A 20,050-nucleotide genomic window follows, 5' to 3' on the forward strand; every position below is an offset into this window, starting at 1 on the left:
GGTCAGGCCTTCTTCTGTCGGACGATCTGCTCCTGCTCGACCGGGGCCGCGTCCGAGTCGTCCGCGTCCTCGCCGCCGACGAGCGGCGAACCGTCTCCCTTGAGGAACCCGTTCCGGAAGTCCTCGACCGCGGACTCGAGGGCCGACTCGGTGTCGCTCTCGAGCTTCCCCGTGGTGGAGATGGTCGTGAGGACGTCGGTGTTGCGCCGCAGGTGGTCGATGAGCTCGCTCTCGAACCGGCGCACGTCCTCGACAGGGACGTCGTCGAGCTTGCCCTTGGTACCGGCCCAGATGGACGCGACCTGGTCCTCGACCGGGTAGGGCGAGTACTGGGGCTGCTTGAGGAGCTCGAGGAGCCGAGCACCACGGTTGAGCTGCGCGCGCGACGCGGCGTCGAGGTCGGAGGCGAACATGGCGAACGCCTCGAGCGACCGGAACTGGGCGAGGTCGAGCTTGAGGGTCCCGGAGACCTTCTTCATGGCCTTCACCTGGGCCGAGCCACCGACACGGGACACCGAGATGCCCACGTCGACGGCGGGACGCTGGTCGGCGTTGAAGAGGTCGGACTGGAGGAAGATCTGCCCGTCCGTGATGGAGATGACGTTGGTCGGGATGTACGCCGACACGTCGTTGGCCTTGGTCTCGATGACGGGAAGGCCGGTCATCGAGCCTGCGCCGAGCTCGTCGGAGAGCTTCGCGCAACGCTCGAGCAGACGGGAGTGGAGGTAGAAGACGTCACCCGGGTAGGCCTCGCGGCCCGGCGGGCGGCGCAGGAGGAGGGAGACGGCACGGTAGGCCTCGGCCTGCTTCGACAGGTCGTCGAACACGATGAGGACGTGCTTGCCCTCGTACATCCAGTGCTGCCCGATCGCGGACCCGGTGTAGGGCGCGAGGTACTTGAACCCGGCGGGGTCCGACGCGGGAGCGGCGACGATGGTCGTGTACTCGAGCGCGCCGGCCTCCTCGAGGGCACCGCGCACGGCGGCGATGGTCGAGCCCTTCTGACCGATGGCGACGTAGATGCAGCGGACCTGCTTTGTGGGGTCCCCGGTCTCCCAGTTCGCCTTCTGGTTGATGATCGTGTCGATCGCGATCGCGGTCTTGCCCGTCTGGCGGTCCCCGATGATCAGCTGACGCTGTCCGCGCCCGATCGGGATCATCGCGTCGATGGCCTTGAGGCCGGTCTGGAGCGGCTCGTGGACGGACTTGCGCGCCATGACGCCAGGGGCCTGGAGCTCGAGCGCCCGACGACCGGTGGTCTCGATCTCGCCGAGTCCGTCGATGGGCTCGCCGAGCGGGTCGACGACGCGTCCGAGGTACCCGTCGCCGACGGCCACGGAGAGGACCTCGCCCGTCCGACGGACGACCTGGCCCTCCTCGATACCGGTGAACTCACCGAGCACGACGACACCGATCTCGCGCACGTCCAAGTTCAGCGCGAGGCCCAGGGTCCCGTCCTCGAAGCGCAGCAGCTCGTTCGCCATCGCGCCCGGCAGGCCCTCGACCTGCGCGATGCCGTCGCCGGCCAGGGTGACCCGGCCCACCTCTTCGGTGACGACGCCCTCGGGCGTGTAGGACTGCACGAAGCTGTCCAGCGCGGCCCGAATCTCCTCGGGCCGGATCGTCAGCTCAGCCATTGCTCTATCTCCTGTCGTGGCCGCGTTAGCGGTCGAACTTTCATGTCTTGGTGCCGACGTCTCCGTCGGCGGTGCGGCGTCGTGGCGTTCAGCTCGCCAGTCGTCGACGGGCGTCGGCGAGCCTCGACAGCACCGTGGAGTCCACGACGTCGGAGCCGACCTGTACGCGCAGCCCGCCGATGACGGCCGGGTCCACGGTGACGTTGAGCTGGATGGAGCTGCCGTACGCCTCGCCGAGAAGTGCCGCGAGGCGGTCCTGCTGCGCGCCGGTGAGCGGCGAGCCGCTGGTGACGGACGCGACGACCTTCCGGCGGCGCACCGCGGCCATGTCACCGATGCGGGCGAGCGCCGGGACGAACCTCTCGCCCCGAGGGGCCGCTGCCGCGCGACGGCACAGCGCGAGCGTGACGTCGTCGACCTTCCCTGCGAGGAGGTCCTCGACGAGCCGGACGCGGCGTGACGCCTCGGTGGAGGAGTCGGACAGCGCCTGACGGACCGCTCGCTGGGTGACCAGACCTCGGGTGATCTGGAAGAGCTCGGACTCGACGGTCTCGAGAGCACCGCGCGCCTGCGCGGCCGCGAGGAACGCGCCGACCGCGACGAGGGACACCGCGTCGACGAGGTCACGCTCGGAGGACCACCGGTTCCGGGCGAGCCCCTCGACGACGTCCACCGTCAGCGGGTCAAAACCTCCGGAGAGGAGCGACCGGACCAGCCCGGCCTTGTCCTCCGCGGGGCGCGAGGGGTCCGCGAGGGACCTCCGCAGCGCCCCGGAGGAGTCGAAGGCGTCGACGACGGTGAACAGCTGCTCACCGACGGTCTGTGCCCTGTCCCCCGCCGCCAGCAGCGACGGGTCCACCCGACGCTGGACGTCCTCGAGAGAGGCCTGGCTGGTCCCGCGCATCACTTCCCCTTAGGTGCGGTGGTCATCGACGACGCCTCGAGCTCGTCGAGGAAACGGTCGACGACGCGCGACTGACGTGCGGCGTCCTCGAGGGACTCGCCGACGATCTTCGACGCGAGCTGGGTCGCGAGCGTGCCGACGTCGTTCTTCAACGACGTGGCGGCCTGCTGGCGCTCCGCCTCGATCTGGCGCTGGGCGGTCTCGAGGATCCGTGCCGACTCCTCGGACGCCTTGGTGCGCGCCTCGGCGACGATCTGCCCGGCCTCTGTGCGGGCCTCCTCGCGGATGCGCGCGGCCTCGGTGCGGGCCTCGGTGAGCTGCGCCTTGTACTCGGCGAGCACGGCGTCGGCCTCGGCCTGCGCGGCCTCCGCCTTGTGCAGCCCGCCCTCGATCTTCGCCGTCCGCTCGTCGAGGATCGCCGTGAACTTCGGCAGGATCATCTTGAACATCAACGCGATCACGGCGAGCACCACCGCGGACCAGATGATGTCGTAGGCCGCCGGGATGAACAGGTTGATGCCCTCGACCTCGCCCTCCGTCGCTGCCAGGGTGACCCCGGCTGCATCCAGGGCTGACATCAGGCGGTGAAGAGGAAGCCGGCGACGATACCCAGGAGCGCGAGCAGCTCGACGAACGCCACACCGATGAACATCGTGGTGCGGAGCTGGCCGGCGACCTCGGGCTGGCGTGCCATGCCCTCGACGGTCTTGCCGATGAGGATGCCGAGGCCGATGCCCGGGCCGAGCGTGCCGAGGCCGTAACCGACCGTGGCGATGTTTCCGGTGAGCTCGGCGAGAGTGGTGGTGGTGTCCACTGGGGTGATCCTTCCGTTGGGCGCCCCGGACGGGGCGTCATGTGGGGAGTGCTACGCGTGGGTGGAGAAGAGGGGACGGCCGTGCGGGACGAGAGGCACCGGTATCAGTGCTCCTCCTCCACGGCCATCGAGATGTACACCGCTGCGAGGAGCGTGAAGACGTAGGCCTGGAGCACCGCGACGAGGATCTCGAAGAGTGTGAACCCGAAGCCCGCCGCCAGGGAGACGACTCCCATGGCCTTGAGGGCTCCGGTGGCCTCGAAGAAGAAGAAGTGCGTGGCACCGAAGCACAGCACGAGCAGCAGGTGCCCGGCGATCATGTTCGCGGTGAGTCGCAGGGCGAGCGTCACGGGCCGGAAGACGAAGACCTGGAGGATCTCGATCGGGGTGATGAGCACGTAGAGGAACCACGGCACGCCGGGCGGGAAGAGGTTGGTCTTGAGGTAACCGAACAGACCGAACTTCTGGATCCCCGAGGCGAGGTACACCACGTACACCCAGAGGGCCATGAGGATCGGGAGCCCGATCAGCGACGTCCCGGCGATGTTCAGGAACGGGATGATGCCCGTGATGTTGAACGCGAGGATCGCGAAGAACAGGGTGGTCAGCAGCGGCACGTAGCGCCGCGCGTTGTGCCCGAGGATCTCCTCCGCGATGCTCACGCGGACGAAGTCCAGCCCCATCTCGGCGATGTTCTGGCCACGTCCGGGGACGAGCTTCGCCTTGCGGGCCGCGAGGACGAACAGCGCGATGAGCACCGCTGCGGCGACGACACGGACGAGCATGATGCGGTTGAACTCGAAGGCCGTGCCCTCGAAGAAGATTGCCGACGGGAAGAACTCGGCGATCGACGGGGGGTGGAATCCGCCGTCCTCACCGGTGGCGGCGAACAGCGTCATCGTCGCGTTGGTGGACAGAGCAAACTCCTGGTCGTCGTGGTCCGTCGGCGTCCGCTGCGTCGCGGTCTGGCCAGGGCGGACCTGTCCGTCATGGATCGCAAGAATCCTAACCCATGGGCCCTCCTCCTCGGGACGCCGTGCCGCGCCCGGTCGTCGACGTCTGCGCCACCATCCGTGGCGCGCACCGCCCACAGCGTCCCCACGGTCCCGGACGGGCCGAGGTCAGCGCGGCGAGACGTACGGTTCCCGCCCTCTGACCACGCAGTACATGTCGAGCGCCGCGGACCCGACGACCCCGACGAGCACGACGACCGCGAACACCACCCTGTGGAAGAAGTCCATCTGGCCCACCGTGGCGAGCACGACGACGAGCACCGCCATCTTCGCGATCCACGCCCCCAGGACCACCGCCATCGTCGTGCTCGGCGACCTGTCGGCCGTCCAGACCATCGAGAGGATGGTCGTGCCCGAGAAGAGCAGCGTGATCGCGACGCCCAGGAGCGCCCCCCAGACGCCGGGGGTCCCCGCGACGAGCGCACCCACCCCGACACCGACGACGCTCACGACGGCGAGGAGCAGGAGCGTCGCGCGCAGCGCAGCCCCGAAGATCTCCTTCGTGACGTGCGCGGGGACCACCGGGATGCCGTCCTGGGCGGGCGTGGGCTCGTCGGGCCGTGGGTCGGCCGGTCCGGGACTCGTCATGGTGTGCTCTCTCCTGAGGTGGTCGTAGGGGTCCGGGTGGTGCGTCCGCGCAGCGGGCCGAGGGTGAGGGCGACCGAGACGACCACGGCGATACCGAGGCCGGCGGCGACGGTCTCCCACGGGAGCGCGACGAGGGCGGAGCCGCCGAAGGCGAAGACCGCGCACCACAGGTACATGATGACGACCGCCCTGGTGTGCGAGTGCCCCAGCTCGAGCAGCCGGTGGTGCAGGTGCATGCGGTCCGGGTGGAACGGTGACTTCCCGGCGAGCATGCGTCGGACGACGGCGAGGGTCATGTCGAGCAGCGGCAGGACGAGCACCGCCATGGGCAGGAGGATCGGGATGAAGGCGGGCAGGCTCTGGCCCCCGGAGACGCGCTCGGGATCGATCTGGCCCGTCACGACGATCGAGGCGGCCGCGATGGTGAGCCCGAGGAGCATCGAGCCCGAGTCGCCCATGAAGATCCTCGCCGGATGGAAGTTGTGCGGCAGGAAGCCGAGGCATGCACCGACGAGGGCGGAGACGATGACGGTCGCGAGGTTCGAGTAGTCCGTGGGGCTCGCGTCCTGCGTCAGGAGGTAGGTGTAGACGAAGAACCCTCCCCCGCCGATGGCGATCACGCCGGCTGCGAGCCCGTCGAGCCCGTCGACGAAGTTCACGGCGTTCATGGCCACGACGACGACGAGCACCGTGGCGAACAGCGACAGCCGGTCGGAGCCGATGGTCAGCCCCCCCACCGGGATCGTCACGAGCTGCACGCCCTGCCACGCCATGAACCCGCCCGCGAGGACCTGCCCCACGAGCTTGGTCATCCAGTCGAGGTCCCACACGTCGTCGGCGATGCCCAGCAGGCAGACCATGGCTCCGGCACCGAGGATCACCCACGCGTCGTCGGAGGCGGCGAAGACCCCGGACAGGAAGGGCATCTGGGACGCGAAGGCCACGGCCATGACCATCCCTAGGAGCATGGCGACCCCACCGAGCCGTGGCGTCGGGATCGTGTGGACGTCACGCGCCCGGACGGCGGTGACGGCTCCTAGACGGATCGCCAACCACCGTGCGAAAGGGGTGAGGAGGAAGGTGGTCGCCGCCGAGATGAGCATGACGAGGAGGTAGACCCTCACCCTCGGTCGCCCTCGGTCTCCTCGACGACGTCCTCGGGCTCCACGACGTCCGCCGGAGCCTTCGCGGGCGCGGGCTCCTCCGCGGGTGCCGCCTCCTCCACGGGGGCGACCTCCCGGAGCTCGGCGAGCGTGAGCGCCCCCGGGCGCACGACACGCAGGACGTCACCGGTGGCGTCGACGATGGTCGACGCCACCCCACCCGGTGCGGTGCCGCCGTCCAGGTAGACGCGGACGGAGGCCCCCAGCTGGTCGTGGGCGTCGACCGCGGTGAGCGCGGCGGGACGACCGGTGAGGTTGGCGCTCGAGACCGCGAGCGGACCCGTCCGCGCGAGGAGCGCGAGAGCGACGGGGTGGTCCGGCATCCGGAGGGCGACGGTCCCGCGCGTCTCACCGAGGTCCCAGGCGAGGGACGGCTGCGACCGGAGGATCAGGGTGAGCGCGCCCGGCCAGAACCGCTCGGCGAGGGCCCGCGCGTCGGCCGACACCTCCACGGCGAGGGCGTCGAGCACCGGGACCGACGCCACGAGGACGGGCGGCGGCATCTGCCGGCCTCGGCCCTTGGCCGCGAGGAGCGCGGCGACGGCCTCGGGACTGAACGCGTCGGCGCCGATCCCGTAGACGGTGTCCGTGGGGAGGACGACGAGACCTCCACCCTGGACGGAGCTCACCGCCTCGTCGATGGCGGGCCCCCACTCGCCGGGGTCGTGTGCCGGTCGGATCGCAGGCGTACTCACGAGCGGAAGTCTCCCACGAACGCGGCGTCGTTTCGACGCCCGACGACCATGCGCGGGCGTCCGGTGAGGTCCTCCCGCGTCTCGACCGACACGAACGCCCCGGTCGCCCGGACCATGCTCCGGGCAGCCTCGGCCTGGGACTCGGCGTGCTCCATGACGTACAGGCCGCCGTCCCGCAGGAGCCTGGCGGCAGCGGCGGTGACCCCTCGCGGGACCTCGAGCCCGTCGGGTCCGAGGCCATAGAGCGCGACAGCCGGGTCGTGCCGGGCGACCTCGGGATCCCTGGGCACGGCGTCCGGAGGCACGTAGGGCGGGTTGGACACGACGACGTCGCAGGTCCCGTCGAGGTCCGCCAGGGCACGACGCGCGTCGGCGCGGAGCAGGCGGAGGCGGCCGGGCGCGAGGCCCTCGACGTTGCGCGACGCCCACGCGTGGGCGTCGCGGTCGAGCTCGACCGCGTGGACCTCGGACGTCGCCACCTCCGTCGCCACGGCCAGCGCGATGGCACCGGACCCGGTGCACAGGTCGACCACCCGCGGCGCGCGTCCGGACGTCGCGACGGCTCGCGCCTCGTCGACGGCGACCTGGGCGACCACCTCCGTCTCCGGCCGGGGCACGAAGACTCCTGGCCCCACCTCGAGGACGAGGTGCCGGAACGCGGCGTGCCCGACGAGGTGCTGCAGAGGCTCGCGGGCGGCGCGACGCCCGACGAGGACGTCGAAGTCCTCGAGCGCGCGGCTCTCCCCCGGCCCTCCCGCCCGGACGAGCGCGCCCACGGAGCGTCCCATGACCGCTGCGCGGACCACGTCGGCACGGTCGGCATGGGTGGCGTGGGCGAGGAGGGTCTCCGCGTCGCTGCGCGGCGAGGCGACGCCGGCGTCGGCGAGCCGCCGCTCGGCCGCGCGCACGAGAGCAGCGACGTCGGGCACGTCAGCTCCCGGCGGCGGCGAGGCGCGCGGCCTCGTCCTTGTCGATCGCGGAGCGGACGACCGGCTCGAGGTCTCCGTCGAGGACGGCGTCGAGGTTGTACGCCTTGTAGCCGGTGCGGTGGTCCGCTATGCGGTTCTCCGGGTAGTTGTAGGTGCGGATGCGCTCCGAGCGGTCGACGGTGCGGACCTGCGAGCGGCGGATGTCGTTGGCGGCGGCGGCCTCCTCCTCCTGCCGGGCGGCGAGGAGCCGGGCGCGGAGCACCCGCATGGCCTGCTCGCGGTTCTGCAGCTGCGACTTCTCGTTCTGCATGGAGACCACGATGCCGGACGGCAGGTGCGTGATGCGGACGGCGGAGTCCGTCGTGTTCACCGACTGGCCGCCAGGCCCTGACGAGCGGTAGACGTCGATCCGCAGGTCGTTCTGGTCGATCTCGAGCTCGCCGGCGTCCTCGACCTCGGGGAAGACGAGGACCCCTGCGGCGGAGGTGTGGATGCGTCCCTGCGACTCGGTGACGGGGACGCGCTGCACGCGGTGGACACCGCCCTCGTACTTGAGATTGGCCCACGCGCCATCCTCGGGGGCGACGGTGCCCCGCGCCTTGACGGCCACCTGGACGTCCTTGTAGCCGCCGAGATCCGACTCGGTGGCTTCGATGACCTCGGTCCTCCAGCCGCGCCGCTCGGCGTACCGCAGGTACATCCGCAGCAGGTCGCCCGCGAAGAGGGCCGACTCCTCACCGCCCTCGCCGGCCTTGATCTCGAGGATCACGTCGCGACCGTCGTCGGGGTCGCGCGGCACGAGGACGCGACGCAGACGTTCGCTCGCCGCGTCGGCGGCCTCCGTGAGCGCCGGGAGCTCGGCGGCGAACCCGGCGTCGTCGGCGGCGAGCTCTCGGGCGGCCTCCGCGTCGTCGGCGGCCTCGCGCCACGACCGGTAGGCGGCGACCACCTGGCCGAGCTCGGCGTACCGGCGCCCGAGGGTGCGGGCGCGCGACGCGTCGGCGTGGACGGAGGGGTCGGCGAGCTGTCCCTCGATCTCCGCGTGCTCGGCAAGGAGCGGCTCGACGGCCGCGAAGGACTCGCTCATGGTGGTGTGCTTCCTCGCTCGGGTCGGGCGGCTCTCGGTGGACGCACGACAGCGCCGGTGGGTCGCCGTGCCGACTGCCCCTGGAGAGGTTGTCGGCGGCGTCCCACCGGCGCTGCGGTGATGCTAGTTGCCCTCGGGCTTCTTGCCGTAGCGAGCCTGGAACCGGGCCACGCGGCCACCGGTGTCGAGGATCTTCTGCTTGCCCGTGTAGAACGGGTGGCAGGCGCTGCACACGTCGGAGCTGATGTGCCCCGAGGTCTGGGTGCTGCGGGTCACGAACGAGTTGCCACAGGTGCAGGTGACCGTGGTCTCGACGTACTCGGGGTGGATCTCAGCCTTCACGGGTATCTCCTTCATCGAGGCGTCTGGGTCGGGAGCAGGACCGCTCCCGTGAACCAGAGGCCGGTTCATTCTGCCAGAACGCACGACCGGCGGGAAATCATCCCGCCGGTCGCGCCTCCGGACTCTCGGGGTGGGGTCAGAAGGTCCGCCCGGCGTTCTCGTCGTCGCCGAGCCCGTTCGGTGTCGTCTTCTGCACCTGGAGCAGGAACTCCGCGTTCGACTTCGTGTCCTTGAGCTTGCCCAGGAGGAGCTCGACCGCCTGCTGCTGGTCGAGCGCGCCCATCACGCGGCGCAGCTTGTAGATGACGCGCAGCTCGTCCTGGGCCATGAGGATCTCCTCGCGGCGCGTGCCCGAGGCGTTGACGTCCACCGCCGGGAAGATGCGCTTGTCCGCGAGCGAGCGGGCGAGCCGGAGCTCCATGTTCCCCGTGCCCTTGAACTCCTCGAAGATGACCTCGTCCATCTTGGACCCGGTCTCCACCAGCGCGGACGCGAGGATGGTCAGCGAGCCGCCGTTCTCGATGTTCCGCGCCGCCCCGAAGAACCGCTTGGGCGGGTAGAGCGCCGACGCGTCGACGCCACCGGAGAGGATGCGCCCGGACGCGGGGGCCGCCAGGTTGTACGCGCGGGACAGCCGGGTCAGGGAGTCGAGGAGCACGACGACGTCCTGGCCGAGCTCCACGAGACGCTTGGCCCGCTCGATCGCGAGCTCGGCGACGATGGTGTGGTCCGACGCGGGGCGGTCGAACGTCGAGGCGATGACCTCGCCCTTGACCGTCCGCTCCATGTCGGTGACCTCTTCGGGCCGCTCGTCGACGAGGACGACCATGAGGTGGACCTCGGGGTTGTTCGTCGTGATGGCGTTGGCGATCTGCTGCATGATGATCGTCTTGCCGGCCTTGGGCGGCGCGACGATGAGACCACGCTGGCCCTTGCCGATCGGGGCGACGATGTCGATGACGCGCGGGGTGAGACGGGTCGCCTCGCCGTTCTCCAGGCGCAGCCGCTCCTGCGGGTACAGCGGTGTGAGCTTGGCGAACTCCGGACGCGTCCGCGCCTCCTCGGGGCTCGTCCCGTTGACCGAGTCGAGCCGCACGAGCGCGTTGTACTTCTGCCGCCCGGCGGTCGCCTGGCCGGACGTGTCCCCGTCGCGGAGCTGGCGGACCGCACCCGTGACCGCGTCACCGCGCCGCAGTCCGGACTTCTTCACCTGGTTGAGCGACACGTACACGTCGTTCTGCCCCGGCAGGTACCCGCTGGTGCGGATGAACGCGTAGCTGTCGAGGATGTCGAGGACACCGGCGACGGGCAGGAGCACGTCGTCCTCGTGGACCTCGATCTCCTCGAAGGCCGGGGTGTCGCTGCCGCCGCGGTTGCGTCCACGCTTGCGGTCACGATCGCGGTAGCGGTCGCGCCCGCGCCGACGGCGACCGCCGCGCTCCTCGTCGTCGTCCAGGCCGTTCTGGCGCGGGTCCTGACGCTCGCCCTGGCGCTGCTCGCCGCGGTCGTCCCGCCGCTGCTCCGGGCGTTCCTCCTTGCGCTGCGGCTCGACCGCACCTCGCTCGGCACGCTCGCCGCGCTGGCGGCCGGCGCGCTCGGGCCGGTCACCACGGGACTGGTCGACGCCCTGTGCGGCGTCCTCGTCGCGGGACGAGACCTGGGCCGACGTCTGTACGTCCTGCGGGGCGCCGCCGCCCCGCGACGCCCGGCGCGAGCCGCGCTCGCGCTGCGGACGCTCGGGCAGGGTGACATCGACGACCGCTGCGGCAGCGCGAGCGGCGCGCTCGTCCGGGGTCTCGCCCGGCGCGAGACGGACGTCGGCCCGCTCGGCCCGGGCACGCTCCGGGTGGCCTGCGGACTCGGTGAGCGGCGCGGTACGCGCGGCACGCTCGGAACGGCGGGCCGCGGTCCGCGCGGGCTCCGCCTCGGTCGCCGCGGAGGCGGCCGGAGCGGCCTCGGACGCTCCTGTGCCAGGCGCTGCCTCGACGGGTGCCTGGGCCGCACGCTCGCGGGTCTTCTTCTCGGGCGCGGCAGGACGGTCTCCGGCCTGCGTCGCCCTGATCACGTCGACAAGATCGCTCTTGCGCATCTTGGACGTGCCCTTGACCCCGAGCTGGGCGGCGAGCTCCTGCAGCTCGGGGAGGCGCAGCGCGGAGATCGCGCCGGCCCGGGCGGTGCCACTGGCAGCAGAGCTGGTCGCGGTGGCGTCGGTGGTGTCTGTCACGAAGGACCCTTCCCCCTCGTTCGCGGCCACGAGTCGGGAAGACGGGCCGCGGGCGGTCGACGTCCGGCGCTGATCTGGCCAGGACGTAGTGGGAACACACGCCTCGTCACAGGACATGACGTCTGACGGCGCGGTTCGGAATGGTCTCCCAGGTGCTGTGCCCGTCCAGATGACGACGGTGGCTGTCCACAGGATCTCGATGATCCACGATGATGCCCTGCGGGCCGTTGCGCGGCGACCAGGTGCACGCTGATGCCCGGCGACAGCCGGGCGGTGCGGGAGACTGACCTCACTATAGCACCGCGGGTCGTCACCGGATCTCGGCGATCGCCGTCAAGGGCGGCCGCGGGACGGCTCCCTCCCGCGCTCAGACGCGCTCGACCGTCGCCCCGCCGTGGGCGATCCCCGGGCGCAGGGCCACCCAGCGTCCCGACCCTCCCACGAGGGACTCGACGGCACGGTCGACGCGGTCGCCGTCGCCGACCCGGCCCAGCACGAGGACCGTGGGACCCGCACCGGAGACGGTCGCCGCGAGCCCTTCCCGGCGCAGCGCCTGGACGAGCTCCCACGTGCTCACCATCACGGTCGAGCGGTACTCCTGGTGGAGCCGGTCCTCGGTCGCCTCGTGGAGGAGGTCCGGGTCGTGCGCGAGGGCGTGGACGAGGAGCGCCGCCCGCCCCGCGGTGAGCGCCGCGTCCGCGTGCGGGACGGTCGCCGGCAGCACCCCGCGCGCCGTCACGGTCGCGAGGCGCTCGCGCGGGACCACGACCGTGACGTCGACCTCGTCGTGCACCTGGAGCCGCACGGCGCGGGCCGTCCCGTCGACCGACCAGGCGACGGTCGCTCCCCCGAGCACCGCGGGCGCCGCGTTGTCCGGGTGCCCCTCGAGCTCCGTCGCGAGCGCCAGCACCGCGTCGTCGTCGAGACCGGACGGGTCGGCGACGAGCCCCCGTGCCGCCATGAGCCCGGCGACGACGGCTGCCGCCGAGGAGCCGAGGCCCCGACCGTGCGGCACCCGGTTGGTGCACGTCAGGTGCAGCCCGGTCTGGGGCGCACCGACGTGCTCAAGACCAGCGCGCAGCGCCCGTACCACGAGGTGCCGGTCGTCGTCGGGCACCTCGCCCGCTCCTTCGCCGCTGACGTCCACACGGACGTCGGGGCTCCCGAGGGCGCGGACCTCGAGGACGTCCTGGATGCCCAGCGCCAGGCCGAGCGCGTCGAACCCCGGCCCGAGGTTCGCGCTCGTGGCCGGGACGTGGACGCGGACGTGGTCCGCACCGAGCTGCACGGTGGGCCTCAGGCCAGCTGAAGGGCGTCGGCGATGGACACGACGTCGGCCGTCACGCGCTCCGGCACGATCTCGTCACCGTCCGCGGTGCGCAGGGCCCACTGCGGGTCCTTGAGGCCGTGCCCCGTGACGGTCACGACGATGCGCGCCCCAGGGGGGACGAGGCCGCGGCGGGCCCGCGAGAGGATCCCGGCGACGCCCGCAGCCGACGCGGGCTCGACGAACACGCCGCACTCGGCCGAGAGGATGCGGTGGGCGGCGAGGATCTCCGCGTCGGTGACGGCCTCGATGACGCCGCCCGAGGTGTCGCGCGCCTCGAGCGCCTGCGTCCAGGACGCGGGGTTGCCGATCCGGATCGCGGTGGCGATGGTGTCGGGCTCCGTCACGGGGTGCCCGGCGACGATCGGGGCGGCACCCGCGGCCTGGAAGCCCCACATCTGCGGGCGGTGCGCGGCCACGCCCGCCTCCGCGTACTCCACGTAGCCCTTCCAGTAGGCCGTGATGTTCCCGGCGTTGCCCACCGGCAGGGCATGGATGTCCGGTGCGTCACCGAGGACGTCGACGACCTCGAACGCCCCCGTCTTCTGCCCCTCGATGCGGTCCGGGTTGACGGAGTTCACGAGCTCCACCGGGTAGGCCTCGGCGAGCTTGCGCGCCGCGACGAGGCAGTCGTCGAAGTTGCCGTCCACCTGGAGGAGCCGCGCCCCGTGGGCGATGGCCTGGCTGAGCTTGCCCATCGCGATCTTGCCGTCGGGCACGAGCACGGCGCAGGTCATCCCCGCGGCCGTCGCGTACGCCGCGGCGGAGGCGGACGTGTTACCCGTCGACGCGCAGACCACGGCCTTGGCACCCTTGTGCGCGGCCGCCGAGATCGCGGTGGTCATCCCCCGGTCCTTGAAGGAGCCCGTCGGGTTCATGCCCTCGACCTTGAGGAACACCTGGGCACCCGTGAGGACGTCGAGCGCGGGCGCGGGCACGAGGGGCGTGCCGCCCTCCCCGAGGGTGACGACGCGCGCGGACAGGTGCTCGGGCAGCAGGTCGGCGTACTCGCGGATGATGCCTTGCCACACGTGGGCCATCAGGCTCCCTCGACTCTCAGGACGGACGTGACGGTCTGGACGGCGTCGAGACCCTCGATGGCGGCGACGGTCGCGGCGAGCGCGGTCTCGGTGCCGTCGTGGGTGGTGATGACCAGGTGCGCCACCCCCGCGGGACCGTCGCCGGCAGCGGGGCGCGGGGCCTGCCGGACGGCCTCGATGGAGACGCCCCGCTCGGCGAACAGCTGGGCGACCTGGGCGAGCACGCCCGGCCGGTCGTCCACCTCGAGGCGGATCTGGTAGCGGGTCACCGCCTCCTGCGGGCTCGCGATGGGGAGCTGGGCGTAGTGGGACTCGGCCGGGCCCTTGCCGCCGAGGACCCGGTGCCGCGCGACCGACACGACGTCGCCGAGGACCGCGGAGGCTGTCGGCGCGCCGCCTGCGCCCCGCCCGTAGAACATGAGCTCGCCCGCGGCGTCCGCCTCGACGAACACGGCGTTGAACGCGCCGCGCACGGTAGCGAGCGGGTGTCCGGAAGGGACGAGCGCGGGGTGGACGCGCGCCGAGACCCCCTCGTCGGTGACCTCGCAGATCGCGAGGAGCTTGATGACGTGACCGGTCTGGGCTGCCCATGCCACGTCGTCGGCGGTGACGGACGAGATGCCCTCACGGCTCACGTCGTCGATGCGGACCCGGGTATGGAAGGCGAGCGACGCGAGGATCGCGGCCTTCGCCGCGGCGTCGAAGCCCTCGACGTCGGCCGTGGGGTCGGCCTCCGCGTAGCCGAGGGCCTGCGCCTGCCGGACCGCGTCGTCGAGCCCCAGGCCGTTCGTGGTCATCTGGTCGAGGACGTAGTTCGTGGTGCCGTTGAGGATCCCGAGGACGCGCCGGACACGGTCGCCCGCCAGGGACTCGCGGACCGGCCGGACGATCGGGATGGCCCCGGCGACCGCGGCCTCGTAGTACACGTCGACGCCTGCCTCGTCGGCGGCGCGGTAGAGGGTCGGGCCGTCCTCGGCGAGGAGCGCCTTGTTCGCGGTGACGACGGAGGCCCCGGCGGCGACCGCGCTCAGGAGGAGCGACCGGGCGGGCTCGATGCCGCCCATGACCTCGATGACGATGTCGGCACGGCGGACGAGGCCCTCCGCGTCCTCCGTGAGGAGGGCACGGTCGACCGCGGGGTCGCGCGGCGCCGAGGCGTCGCGCACCGCGACCCCGACGAGCTCGAGCGGTGCCCCGACCCGGGCCGCGAGGTCGGCCGACTGCTCGGTCAGGAGCCGCACGACCTGCGTGCCGACGACGCCGCAGCCGAGGAGAGCGACGCGCAGCGCCGTGGGTGCGGTCACGGGGACCACCCTTCGAGTCGTTGGTTCATGGTCGGGTGCCTCGCGACGATCCTGACGTGCGTACCGCCCAGGGTGGACCCACGTCTCAGGATACGGCTGCGGTCCGTGGCCGGGACGAGGCGAGGCGTGCGCGCGTCGTCACCCGACGTCGAGCGCGAAGAGGTCGTCCTCGGTCTCCCGGCGGACGACGACGCGCGACGTCCCGTCGTGGACCGCGACCACCGGGGGCCGAAGAAGGAGGTTGTAGTTCGACGCCATGGAGCGGCCGTAGGCGCCGGTCGCCGGGACGGCGAGCAGGTCGCCGGGGGCGACGTCCGCCGGGAGCGCGATGTCGGGGATGACGATGTCGCCGCTCTCGCAGTGCTTGCCGACGACGCGGGCCCGCACCGTGTCCGTGCTCCCCTGGCGGTTGGCGAGCCGCGCGGTGTACCGGGCGTCGTAGAGCGCGGGACGGATGTTGTCGCTCATCCCGCCGTCGACCGAGACGTAGGTCCGTACCGAACCGTCGTCGAGGGTCACGGGCTTGACGACGCCCACGCGGTAGAGCGTCACCGTCGTCGATCCGACGACGGACCGGCCGGGCTCGATGGAGATGCGCGGCATGCTCGTGCCGATCTCCGCGCAGACGGCGGCGACGGTCGACGCGAGGTCGCGCGCGAGGGACGGCACGTCGATGGGGATCTCCCCCGGCACGTAGGCGATCCCGTAGCCGCCGCCGAGGTCGAGCTCCGGCAGGAGGTGGCCGGACGCCGCGCGCAAGGACTCCCGGAGACCGAGCATCGCGCGGGCGTTCACCTCGAAGGCCTGGGCGTCCTGGATCTGGCTGCCGATGTGCGCGTGGGCGCCGACGAGCTCGAGCTCCTCGTGCCGGAGGACCTCCTGGAGGGCCGCGAGCGCCGCCCCGCCAGCGAGGGAGATGCCGAACTTCTGGTCCTCGTGCGCGGTGGAGACGAACTCGTGCCCGCCCGCGTGGATGCCGGTGGTGACGCGCACCATGACCGGGACTCGGTCCTCGGGCCCGCGGCCGGCGGCCTGGGCGATCTGCGCGACGCGGGCGATCTCGGCGACCGAGTCCACGACGATCCGGCCGACGCGCGCGTCGACCGCGCGGGCGATCTCGGCGTCGGACTTGTTGTTGCCGTGGAGCCCGACCGCGCTGCCGGGGACGCCGGCGCGCAGCGCGACGGCCAGCTCGCCGCCGCTCGCCGTGTCGACGCGCAGGCCCTCCTCGTGGGCCCACCGGGCGACGGCGACCGAGAGGAACGCCTTCCCGGCGTAGTAGACGTCGACGGTGGTCCCGACGTCCCCGAACGCCTCGCCGAAGGAGCGGACGAAGAGGCGTGCGCGGTCCCGGAAGTGCTGCTCGTCGAGGACGTAGACGGGCGTGCCGTGCTCGGCGGCGAGCTCGGCCGCGGGCAGTCCCGCGAGGACGATCCCCCCGTCCGCGTCGAGCGTCGCCCCCTGGGGCCAGACGTGGGCGTCGAGGCCGGTCACATGCGCTCCGGGGCGCTCACGCCGAGGAGCCCGAGGCCGTTCGCGAGGACCTGGCGGGTCGCGTCGTTGAGCCACAGACGGGTGCGGTGCGTGTCGGTGACGTCCTCGTCGCCGACGGGCGTCACGCGGCACTCGGCGTACCACTTGTGGTACTCGCCGGCGAGCGCCTCGAGGTAGCGGGCGACGCGGTGCGGCTCGCGGAGCTCGGCGGCCTGGGCCACGACCCGGGGGAACTCGGTGAGCGCCCCGAGGAGGCTCGCCTCCGTCTCCGCGACGAGGAGGGAGGGCTCGAAGGCGTCCTCGCGGCGTACGCCGTGGTCGGCGGCGTTCCGGGCGACGTTCGCGGTCCGGGCGTGCGCGTACTGGACGTAGAACACGGGGTTCTCGTTGGTGGCGCGCGTCAGGAGGTCGATGTCGATGTCGAGCGTGGAGTCCGTGGAGGACCGCACGAGCGCGTAGCGTGCGGCGTCGACCCCGACGGCCTCGACGAGGTCCTCGAGGGTCACGACGTTCCCGGCGCGCTTGGACATGCGGAACGGCTCGCCGTCCTTGAGCAGGTTGACCATCTGCCCGATGATGATCTGCAGGTTGGTCCCGGGCACGTCCCCGAACGCCGCGCAGACCGCCATGAGGCGGGCGACGTAGCCGTGGTGGTCGGCACCGAGCATGAGGATGACGTCCGTGGCGCCGCGCTCGCGCTTGTCGAGGTAGTACGCGATGTCCCCGGCGATGTACGCGGCCTCGCCGTCGGACTTCACGACGACCCGGTCCTTGTCGTCACCGAAGTCGGTGGTCCGCAGCCAGGTCGCGCCGTCCTGCTCGTAGACGTGCCCTGCGTCGCGCAGGCGGGCGACGGCGCGGTCGACGGCACCGGACTCGTGGAGCGAGTCCTCGTGGAAGTACACGTCGAAGTCGACGCCGAACCCGTGGAGGGAGACCTTGATCTCGGTGAACATGCGGTCGACGCCCCGGGCGCGGAAGACCTCCTGCGCCTCCGCGTCGGGCAGAGTCAGCGGGTCGGGGTCACCGGCGGCGGCGGCGTCGGCGATCACGGCGTCCGCGATGTCCTGGACGTACTGGCCGCCGTAACCGCCCTCGGGCGGCTCCTGGCCGCGTGCGCGGGCGAGGAGCGACCCGGCGAAGCGGTCGATCTGCGCCCCGTGGTCGTTGAAGTAGTACTCGCGGGTGACCTCGGCCCCCGCGGCCTCGAGGACCCGCGCGAGGGAGTCGCCGACGGCGGCCCAGCGCACGCCCCCGATGTGGATGGGGCCCGTCGGGTTGGCCGACACGAACTCGAGGTTCACCCGGCGACCGGCCTCGGCGTCTCCGCGACCGTAGGCCGTCCCCTGGTCGAGGACGGTCCGGGCGAGCTCGCCGGCGGCGGCCGCGTCGAGCGAGATGTTGAGGAAGCCGGGGCCCGCGACGTCCGCGGACCGGACGCCGGGCACGGAGGCGAGCCGGCGCGCGAGGTCCTCCGCGAGCGCGCGGGGCTGGGCGCCGGCCTTCTTCGCGAGCTGGAGAGCCACGTTCGTCGACCAGTCGCCGTGCTCACGCTGGCGAGGGCGTTCGACGCGGATCTCGTCGGGGAGCTCGCTCGCGTCGAGCGCGAGGGTCCCGTCGGAGACGGCGGCGTCGAGGGCAGCGCGGAGCGCGTCGGAGAGCTCGTTGGGGGTCACCGGACGATCCTACCGACTCGGGCCGGGCGCGGACGCGGCGGGCAGGGGTGGGCCGCCGGGCGGTACGTTCGCCCTGCGGCGCTCGACGACGAGCGCGCCCCCGACATGGAAGAATTCATGGGATGAGCGCCAGGAGCGGTGTGAGCGACAGATCAGGGCTGATCGACCGGGCCGTCGAGCAGCTGCGCGCCCGGATCACGTCGGGCGAGTGGGCGGTGGGCAGCCGGATCCCCACCGAGCCGGCGCTGGCCGCCCTCCTCGGCGTCGGCCGCAACACGGTGCGCGAGGCCGTCCAGTCCCTCGTGCACGCGGGGCTGCTCATGCGGCGGCAGGGGTCGGGCACCTACGTGCTCTCCGACTCGGAGCTGACGGTGGTCATGGGGCGCCAGATCGCCGACGCGAACCACCAGCACGTCCTCGAGGTGCGGCGCAGCCTCGAGGTCGAGGCGGCACGGCTCGCCGCGCGGCGCCGCAGCGACGCGGAGGTGCTGACGCTGCGTGCGCTGAACACGGCACGCCAGGAGGCCTTCGCCAGCGGCGACGTCGACGCGATGGTCTCGGCCGACCTCGAGCTCCACCGGGCGATCGCCGCCGCGGCCCGCAACCCGGTCCTCCTGAGCCTCTACGAGCACCTCGTCGACGCCATCGGCGCGAACATCCGGACCAACGTCGTCGGGCTCCTGCACACCCAGTCGGCGGACGACCACGATGCCCTCGTGGAGGCCATCGCCCTCGGGGACCCCCAGCGGGCCATGGACGAGATCACCTCCTACCTCGACATCTACGTCGAGCCCGCCGAGCGCGCCGGGGTCACCGGCCGGTGACCCGTCGGCGACCCGTCGACGGACGCTCGGAGCCGACGGGGGCACCCACGTGGAGCGCACCCCCGCGGTGCTGGTAGTGTGCTCTATGCCTGAACGGGGCCTGCGTCGGATCTCACGTGCGATCACCACGACGCCCCCCGGTCCGGTCCAGCCCTCGTAGCTCAGTGGATAGAGCGTCTGCCTCCGGAGCAGAAGGTCGTAGGTTCGAATCCTGTCGAGGGCACACGCAGAAGGGCGGAGATCCACGGATCTCCGCCCTTCGTCGTTCCGCGGCAGCGAACGACGGTCCGTGCGTGCCGACGCCCGTCAGGGCAGGGCGATCACGTAGCCCGTCGCCTCAGCCACCACGGCAGCGAGCCCGGCGGCGAGCGCCTCGCCGACCCTCGGCGCGACCTCCGCCTCCGGGGACGACCCGTCGCGCGAGTCCGCGCCGGGCCACACGACGGCGGTGACGTTGGCCGTCGGCTCGGGCAGCTGGGCGCCGATCACGACGAACTGCTGGTCGAGCGTCGAGGCGGACACCCGGTCGAGCGCAGCGAGCAGGTCTCCGCCGATCACGACGACCACGTCGGTCCCCTCGGCCACTGCGTCGCCGAGAAGAGTCTCCGGGTCGAGGAGGGAGCCCTCACCCCGGGACGAGGCCGCGTCGGGCGCGATCACCGAGACGGACGCGTCGTGGGCCGCGGCGAAGGCCTCGACCTCCGTGACGGCCGCGGCGGTGTCGGCGGTCGAGGACGGGACCACGACGGCCAGCGTCAGCCCCGGAGGCAGCTCGCCGCCGGGGAGCGGAGCGACGGTGCTCCCGGGAGCCGGGGTGTCGGTCGAGGGTCCGGCGGACGAGGTCGCTCCCGGGCCGGCGGAGGCCGGGCTCGTCGAGGTCGGCGTGCTCGACGAGCCGCCGTCCGGGGCGCACCCGGCGAGCGCGCCCAGGACCGTGAGGGTCGTGAGGAGGGCGGCGAGCACCCGGGGGCGGACGGTGGGGGTCGGCG

Annotated in this window: 19 protein-coding genes and 1 tRNA gene; 2 read left to right on the plus strand and 18 right to left on the minus strand. The window is 72.4% G+C overall.

What is annotated here, in order from left to right; all coding sequences use genetic code 11:
- Positions 1–2 precede the first annotated feature (2 nt).
- The 17 genes from atpA to argS all read right to left on the minus strand — a co-directional run bounded on the left by atpA (position 3) and on the right by argS (position 18,237).
- Positions 3–1,637: a F0F1 ATP synthase subunit alpha gene (atpA, locus tag JAV76_RS14030; protein WP_198734698.1), complete on the minus strand. Its 1,635-nt coding sequence runs from the start codon at positions 1,635–1,637 to the stop codon at positions 3–5.
- 88 nt (positions 1,638–1,725) lie between these two features.
- Positions 1,726–2,541, minus strand: coding sequence for a F0F1 ATP synthase subunit delta (locus JAV76_RS14035; RefSeq protein WP_198734699.1), 816 nt, complete (start codon positions 2,539–2,541; stop codon positions 1,726–1,728).
- Positions 2,541–3,119, minus strand: a complete 579-nt coding sequence (locus tag JAV76_RS14040; RefSeq protein ID WP_198734700.1) for a F0F1 ATP synthase subunit B — start codon at positions 3,117–3,119, stop codon at positions 2,541–2,543. The genes JAV76_RS14035 and JAV76_RS14040 overlap by 1 nt, the downstream gene beginning before the upstream one ends.
- A complete protein-coding gene (gene atpE, locus JAV76_RS14045; protein ID WP_307844257.1) occupies positions 3,119–3,355 on the minus strand; it encodes a F0F1 ATP synthase subunit C in 237 nt (78 codons plus the stop codon). Before atpE ends, JAV76_RS14040 begins: the two co-directional genes overlap by 1 nt.
- Positions 3,356–3,459: 104 nt before the next feature.
- Positions 3,460–4,254: a F0F1 ATP synthase subunit A gene (gene atpB, locus JAV76_RS14050; protein WP_198734701.1), complete on the minus strand. Its 795-nt coding sequence runs from the start codon at positions 4,252–4,254 to the stop codon at positions 3,460–3,462.
- A gap of 222 nt (positions 4,255–4,476) precedes the next feature.
- On the minus strand, positions 4,477–4,956 hold the full coding sequence (locus JAV76_RS14055) for a Cg1360 family ATP-synthase-associated protein (protein WP_230402339.1): 480 nt from the start codon (positions 4,954–4,956) through the stop codon (positions 4,477–4,479).
- Complete coding sequence (locus JAV76_RS14060; protein WP_198734702.1) at positions 4,953–6,080, minus strand: MraY family glycosyltransferase; 1,128 nt, start codon at positions 6,078–6,080, stop codon at positions 4,953–4,955. Before JAV76_RS14060 ends, JAV76_RS14055 begins: the two co-directional genes overlap by 4 nt.
- Positions 6,077–6,814: an L-threonylcarbamoyladenylate synthase gene (locus JAV76_RS14065; RefSeq protein WP_198734703.1), complete on the minus strand. Its 738-nt coding sequence runs from the start codon at positions 6,812–6,814 to the stop codon at positions 6,077–6,079. Before JAV76_RS14065 ends, JAV76_RS14060 begins: the two co-directional genes overlap by 4 nt.
- Positions 6,811–7,743, minus strand: a complete 933-nt coding sequence (gene prmC, locus JAV76_RS14070) for a peptide chain release factor N(5)-glutamine methyltransferase (protein WP_307844259.1) — start codon at positions 7,741–7,743, stop codon at positions 6,811–6,813. The genes JAV76_RS14065 and prmC overlap by 4 nt, the downstream gene beginning before the upstream one ends.
- A gap of 1 nt (position 7,744) precedes the next feature.
- On the minus strand, positions 7,745–8,830 hold the full coding sequence (prfA, locus tag JAV76_RS14075; protein WP_198734704.1) for a peptide chain release factor 1: 1,086 nt from the start codon (positions 8,828–8,830) through the stop codon (positions 7,745–7,747).
- 123 nt (positions 8,831–8,953) lie between these two features.
- The gene (gene rpmE / locus JAV76_RS14080; protein WP_198734705.1) at positions 8,954–9,172 is read right to left on the minus strand and encodes a 50S ribosomal protein L31; all 219 of its coding nucleotides are present in this window, start codon (positions 9,170–9,172) and stop codon (positions 8,954–8,956) included.
- 136 nt (positions 9,173–9,308) lie between these two features.
- Positions 9,309–11,396 (minus strand): transcription termination factor Rho, encoded by a 2,088-nt coding sequence (rho, locus tag JAV76_RS14085; protein WP_307844260.1) that lies wholly within the window; start codon positions 11,394–11,396, stop codon positions 9,309–9,311.
- A gap of 367 nt (positions 11,397–11,763) precedes the next feature.
- Positions 11,764–12,684: a homoserine kinase gene (thrB, locus tag JAV76_RS14090; protein ID WP_198734707.1), complete on the minus strand. Its 921-nt coding sequence runs from the start codon at positions 12,682–12,684 to the stop codon at positions 11,764–11,766.
- An 8-nt stretch (positions 12,685–12,692) separates the two neighbouring features.
- Positions 12,693–13,763: a threonine synthase gene (gene thrC / locus JAV76_RS14095; protein ID WP_198734708.1), complete on the minus strand. Its 1,071-nt coding sequence runs from the start codon at positions 13,761–13,763 to the stop codon at positions 12,693–12,695.
- Positions 13,763–15,076 carry a homoserine dehydrogenase gene (locus JAV76_RS14100; protein WP_198734709.1) on the minus strand — a complete coding sequence of 438 codons (1,314 nt, stop codon included), beginning with the start codon at positions 15,074–15,076 and terminating at the stop codon, positions 13,763–13,765. Before JAV76_RS14100 ends, thrC begins: the two co-directional genes overlap by 1 nt.
- Before the next feature lie 129 nt (positions 15,077–15,205).
- Entirely contained in the window at positions 15,206–16,561 is a 1,356-nt protein-coding gene (gene lysA, locus JAV76_RS14105) for a diaminopimelate decarboxylase (RefSeq protein ID WP_198734710.1), read from the minus strand.
- Positions 16,558–18,237: an arginine--tRNA ligase gene (gene argS / locus JAV76_RS14110; protein ID WP_198734711.1), complete on the minus strand. Its 1,680-nt coding sequence runs from the start codon at positions 18,235–18,237 to the stop codon at positions 16,558–16,560. The genes lysA and argS overlap by 4 nt, the downstream gene beginning before the upstream one ends.
- 140 nt (positions 18,238–18,377) lie before the next feature.
- Here argS and JAV76_RS14115 point away from each other — a divergent pair, with 140 nt between their 5' ends.
- Together JAV76_RS14115 and JAV76_RS14120 are read left to right on the plus strand one after the other, a co-directional pair.
- The gene (locus tag JAV76_RS14115; protein ID WP_307844262.1) at positions 18,378–19,061 is read left to right on the plus strand and encodes a FadR/GntR family transcriptional regulator; all 684 of its coding nucleotides are present in this window, start codon (positions 18,378–18,380) and stop codon (positions 19,059–19,061) included.
- A 150-nt stretch (positions 19,062–19,211) separates the two neighbouring features.
- Positions 19,212–19,284: transfer RNA gene (locus JAV76_RS14120), tRNA-Arg, on the plus strand.
- Between the two features lie 83 nt (positions 19,285–19,367).
- On the opposite strand, the gene JAV76_RS14125 is transcribed toward JAV76_RS14120, so the two are convergent.
- Positions 19,368–20,050, minus strand: a 683-nt coding sequence (locus JAV76_RS14125) for a type 1 periplasmic-binding domain-containing protein (RefSeq protein ID WP_198734713.1), incomplete at its 5' end; no start/stop codon positions are given.

It is taken from the genome of Sanguibacter suaedae, from assembly GCF_016342785.1.
GTDB classification, from domain to species: Bacteria; Actinomycetota; Actinomycetes; order Actinomycetales; family Cellulomonadaceae; genus Sanguibacter; species Sanguibacter suaedae.

Coding starts and splice junctions, on each gene's coding strand:
- atpA (WP_198734698.1), bottom strand. CDS start 1,637: ATGGCTGAGCTGACGATCCGGCCCGAGGAGATTCGGGCCGCGCTGGAC.
- JAV76_RS14035 (WP_198734699.1), bottom strand. CDS start 2,541: ATGCGCGGGACCAGCCAGGCCTCTCTCGAGGACGTCCAGCGTCGGGTG.
- JAV76_RS14040 (WP_198734700.1), bottom strand. CDS start 3,119: ATGTCAGCCCTGGATGCAGCCGGGGTCACCCTGGCAGCGACGGAGGGC.
- atpB (WP_198734701.1), bottom strand. CDS start 4,254: ATGACGCTGTTCGCCGCCACCGGTGAGGACGGCGGATTCCACCCCCCG.
- JAV76_RS14055 (WP_230402339.1), bottom strand. CDS start 4,956: ATGACGAGTCCCGGACCGGCCGACCCACGGCCCGACGAGCCCACGCCC.
- prfA (WP_198734704.1), bottom strand. CDS start 8,830: ATGAGCGAGTCCTTCGCGGCCGTCGAGCCGCTCCTTGCCGAGCACGCG.
- thrC (WP_198734708.1), bottom strand. CDS start 13,763: ATGGCCCACGTGTGGCAAGGCATCATCCGCGAGTACGCCGACCTGCTG.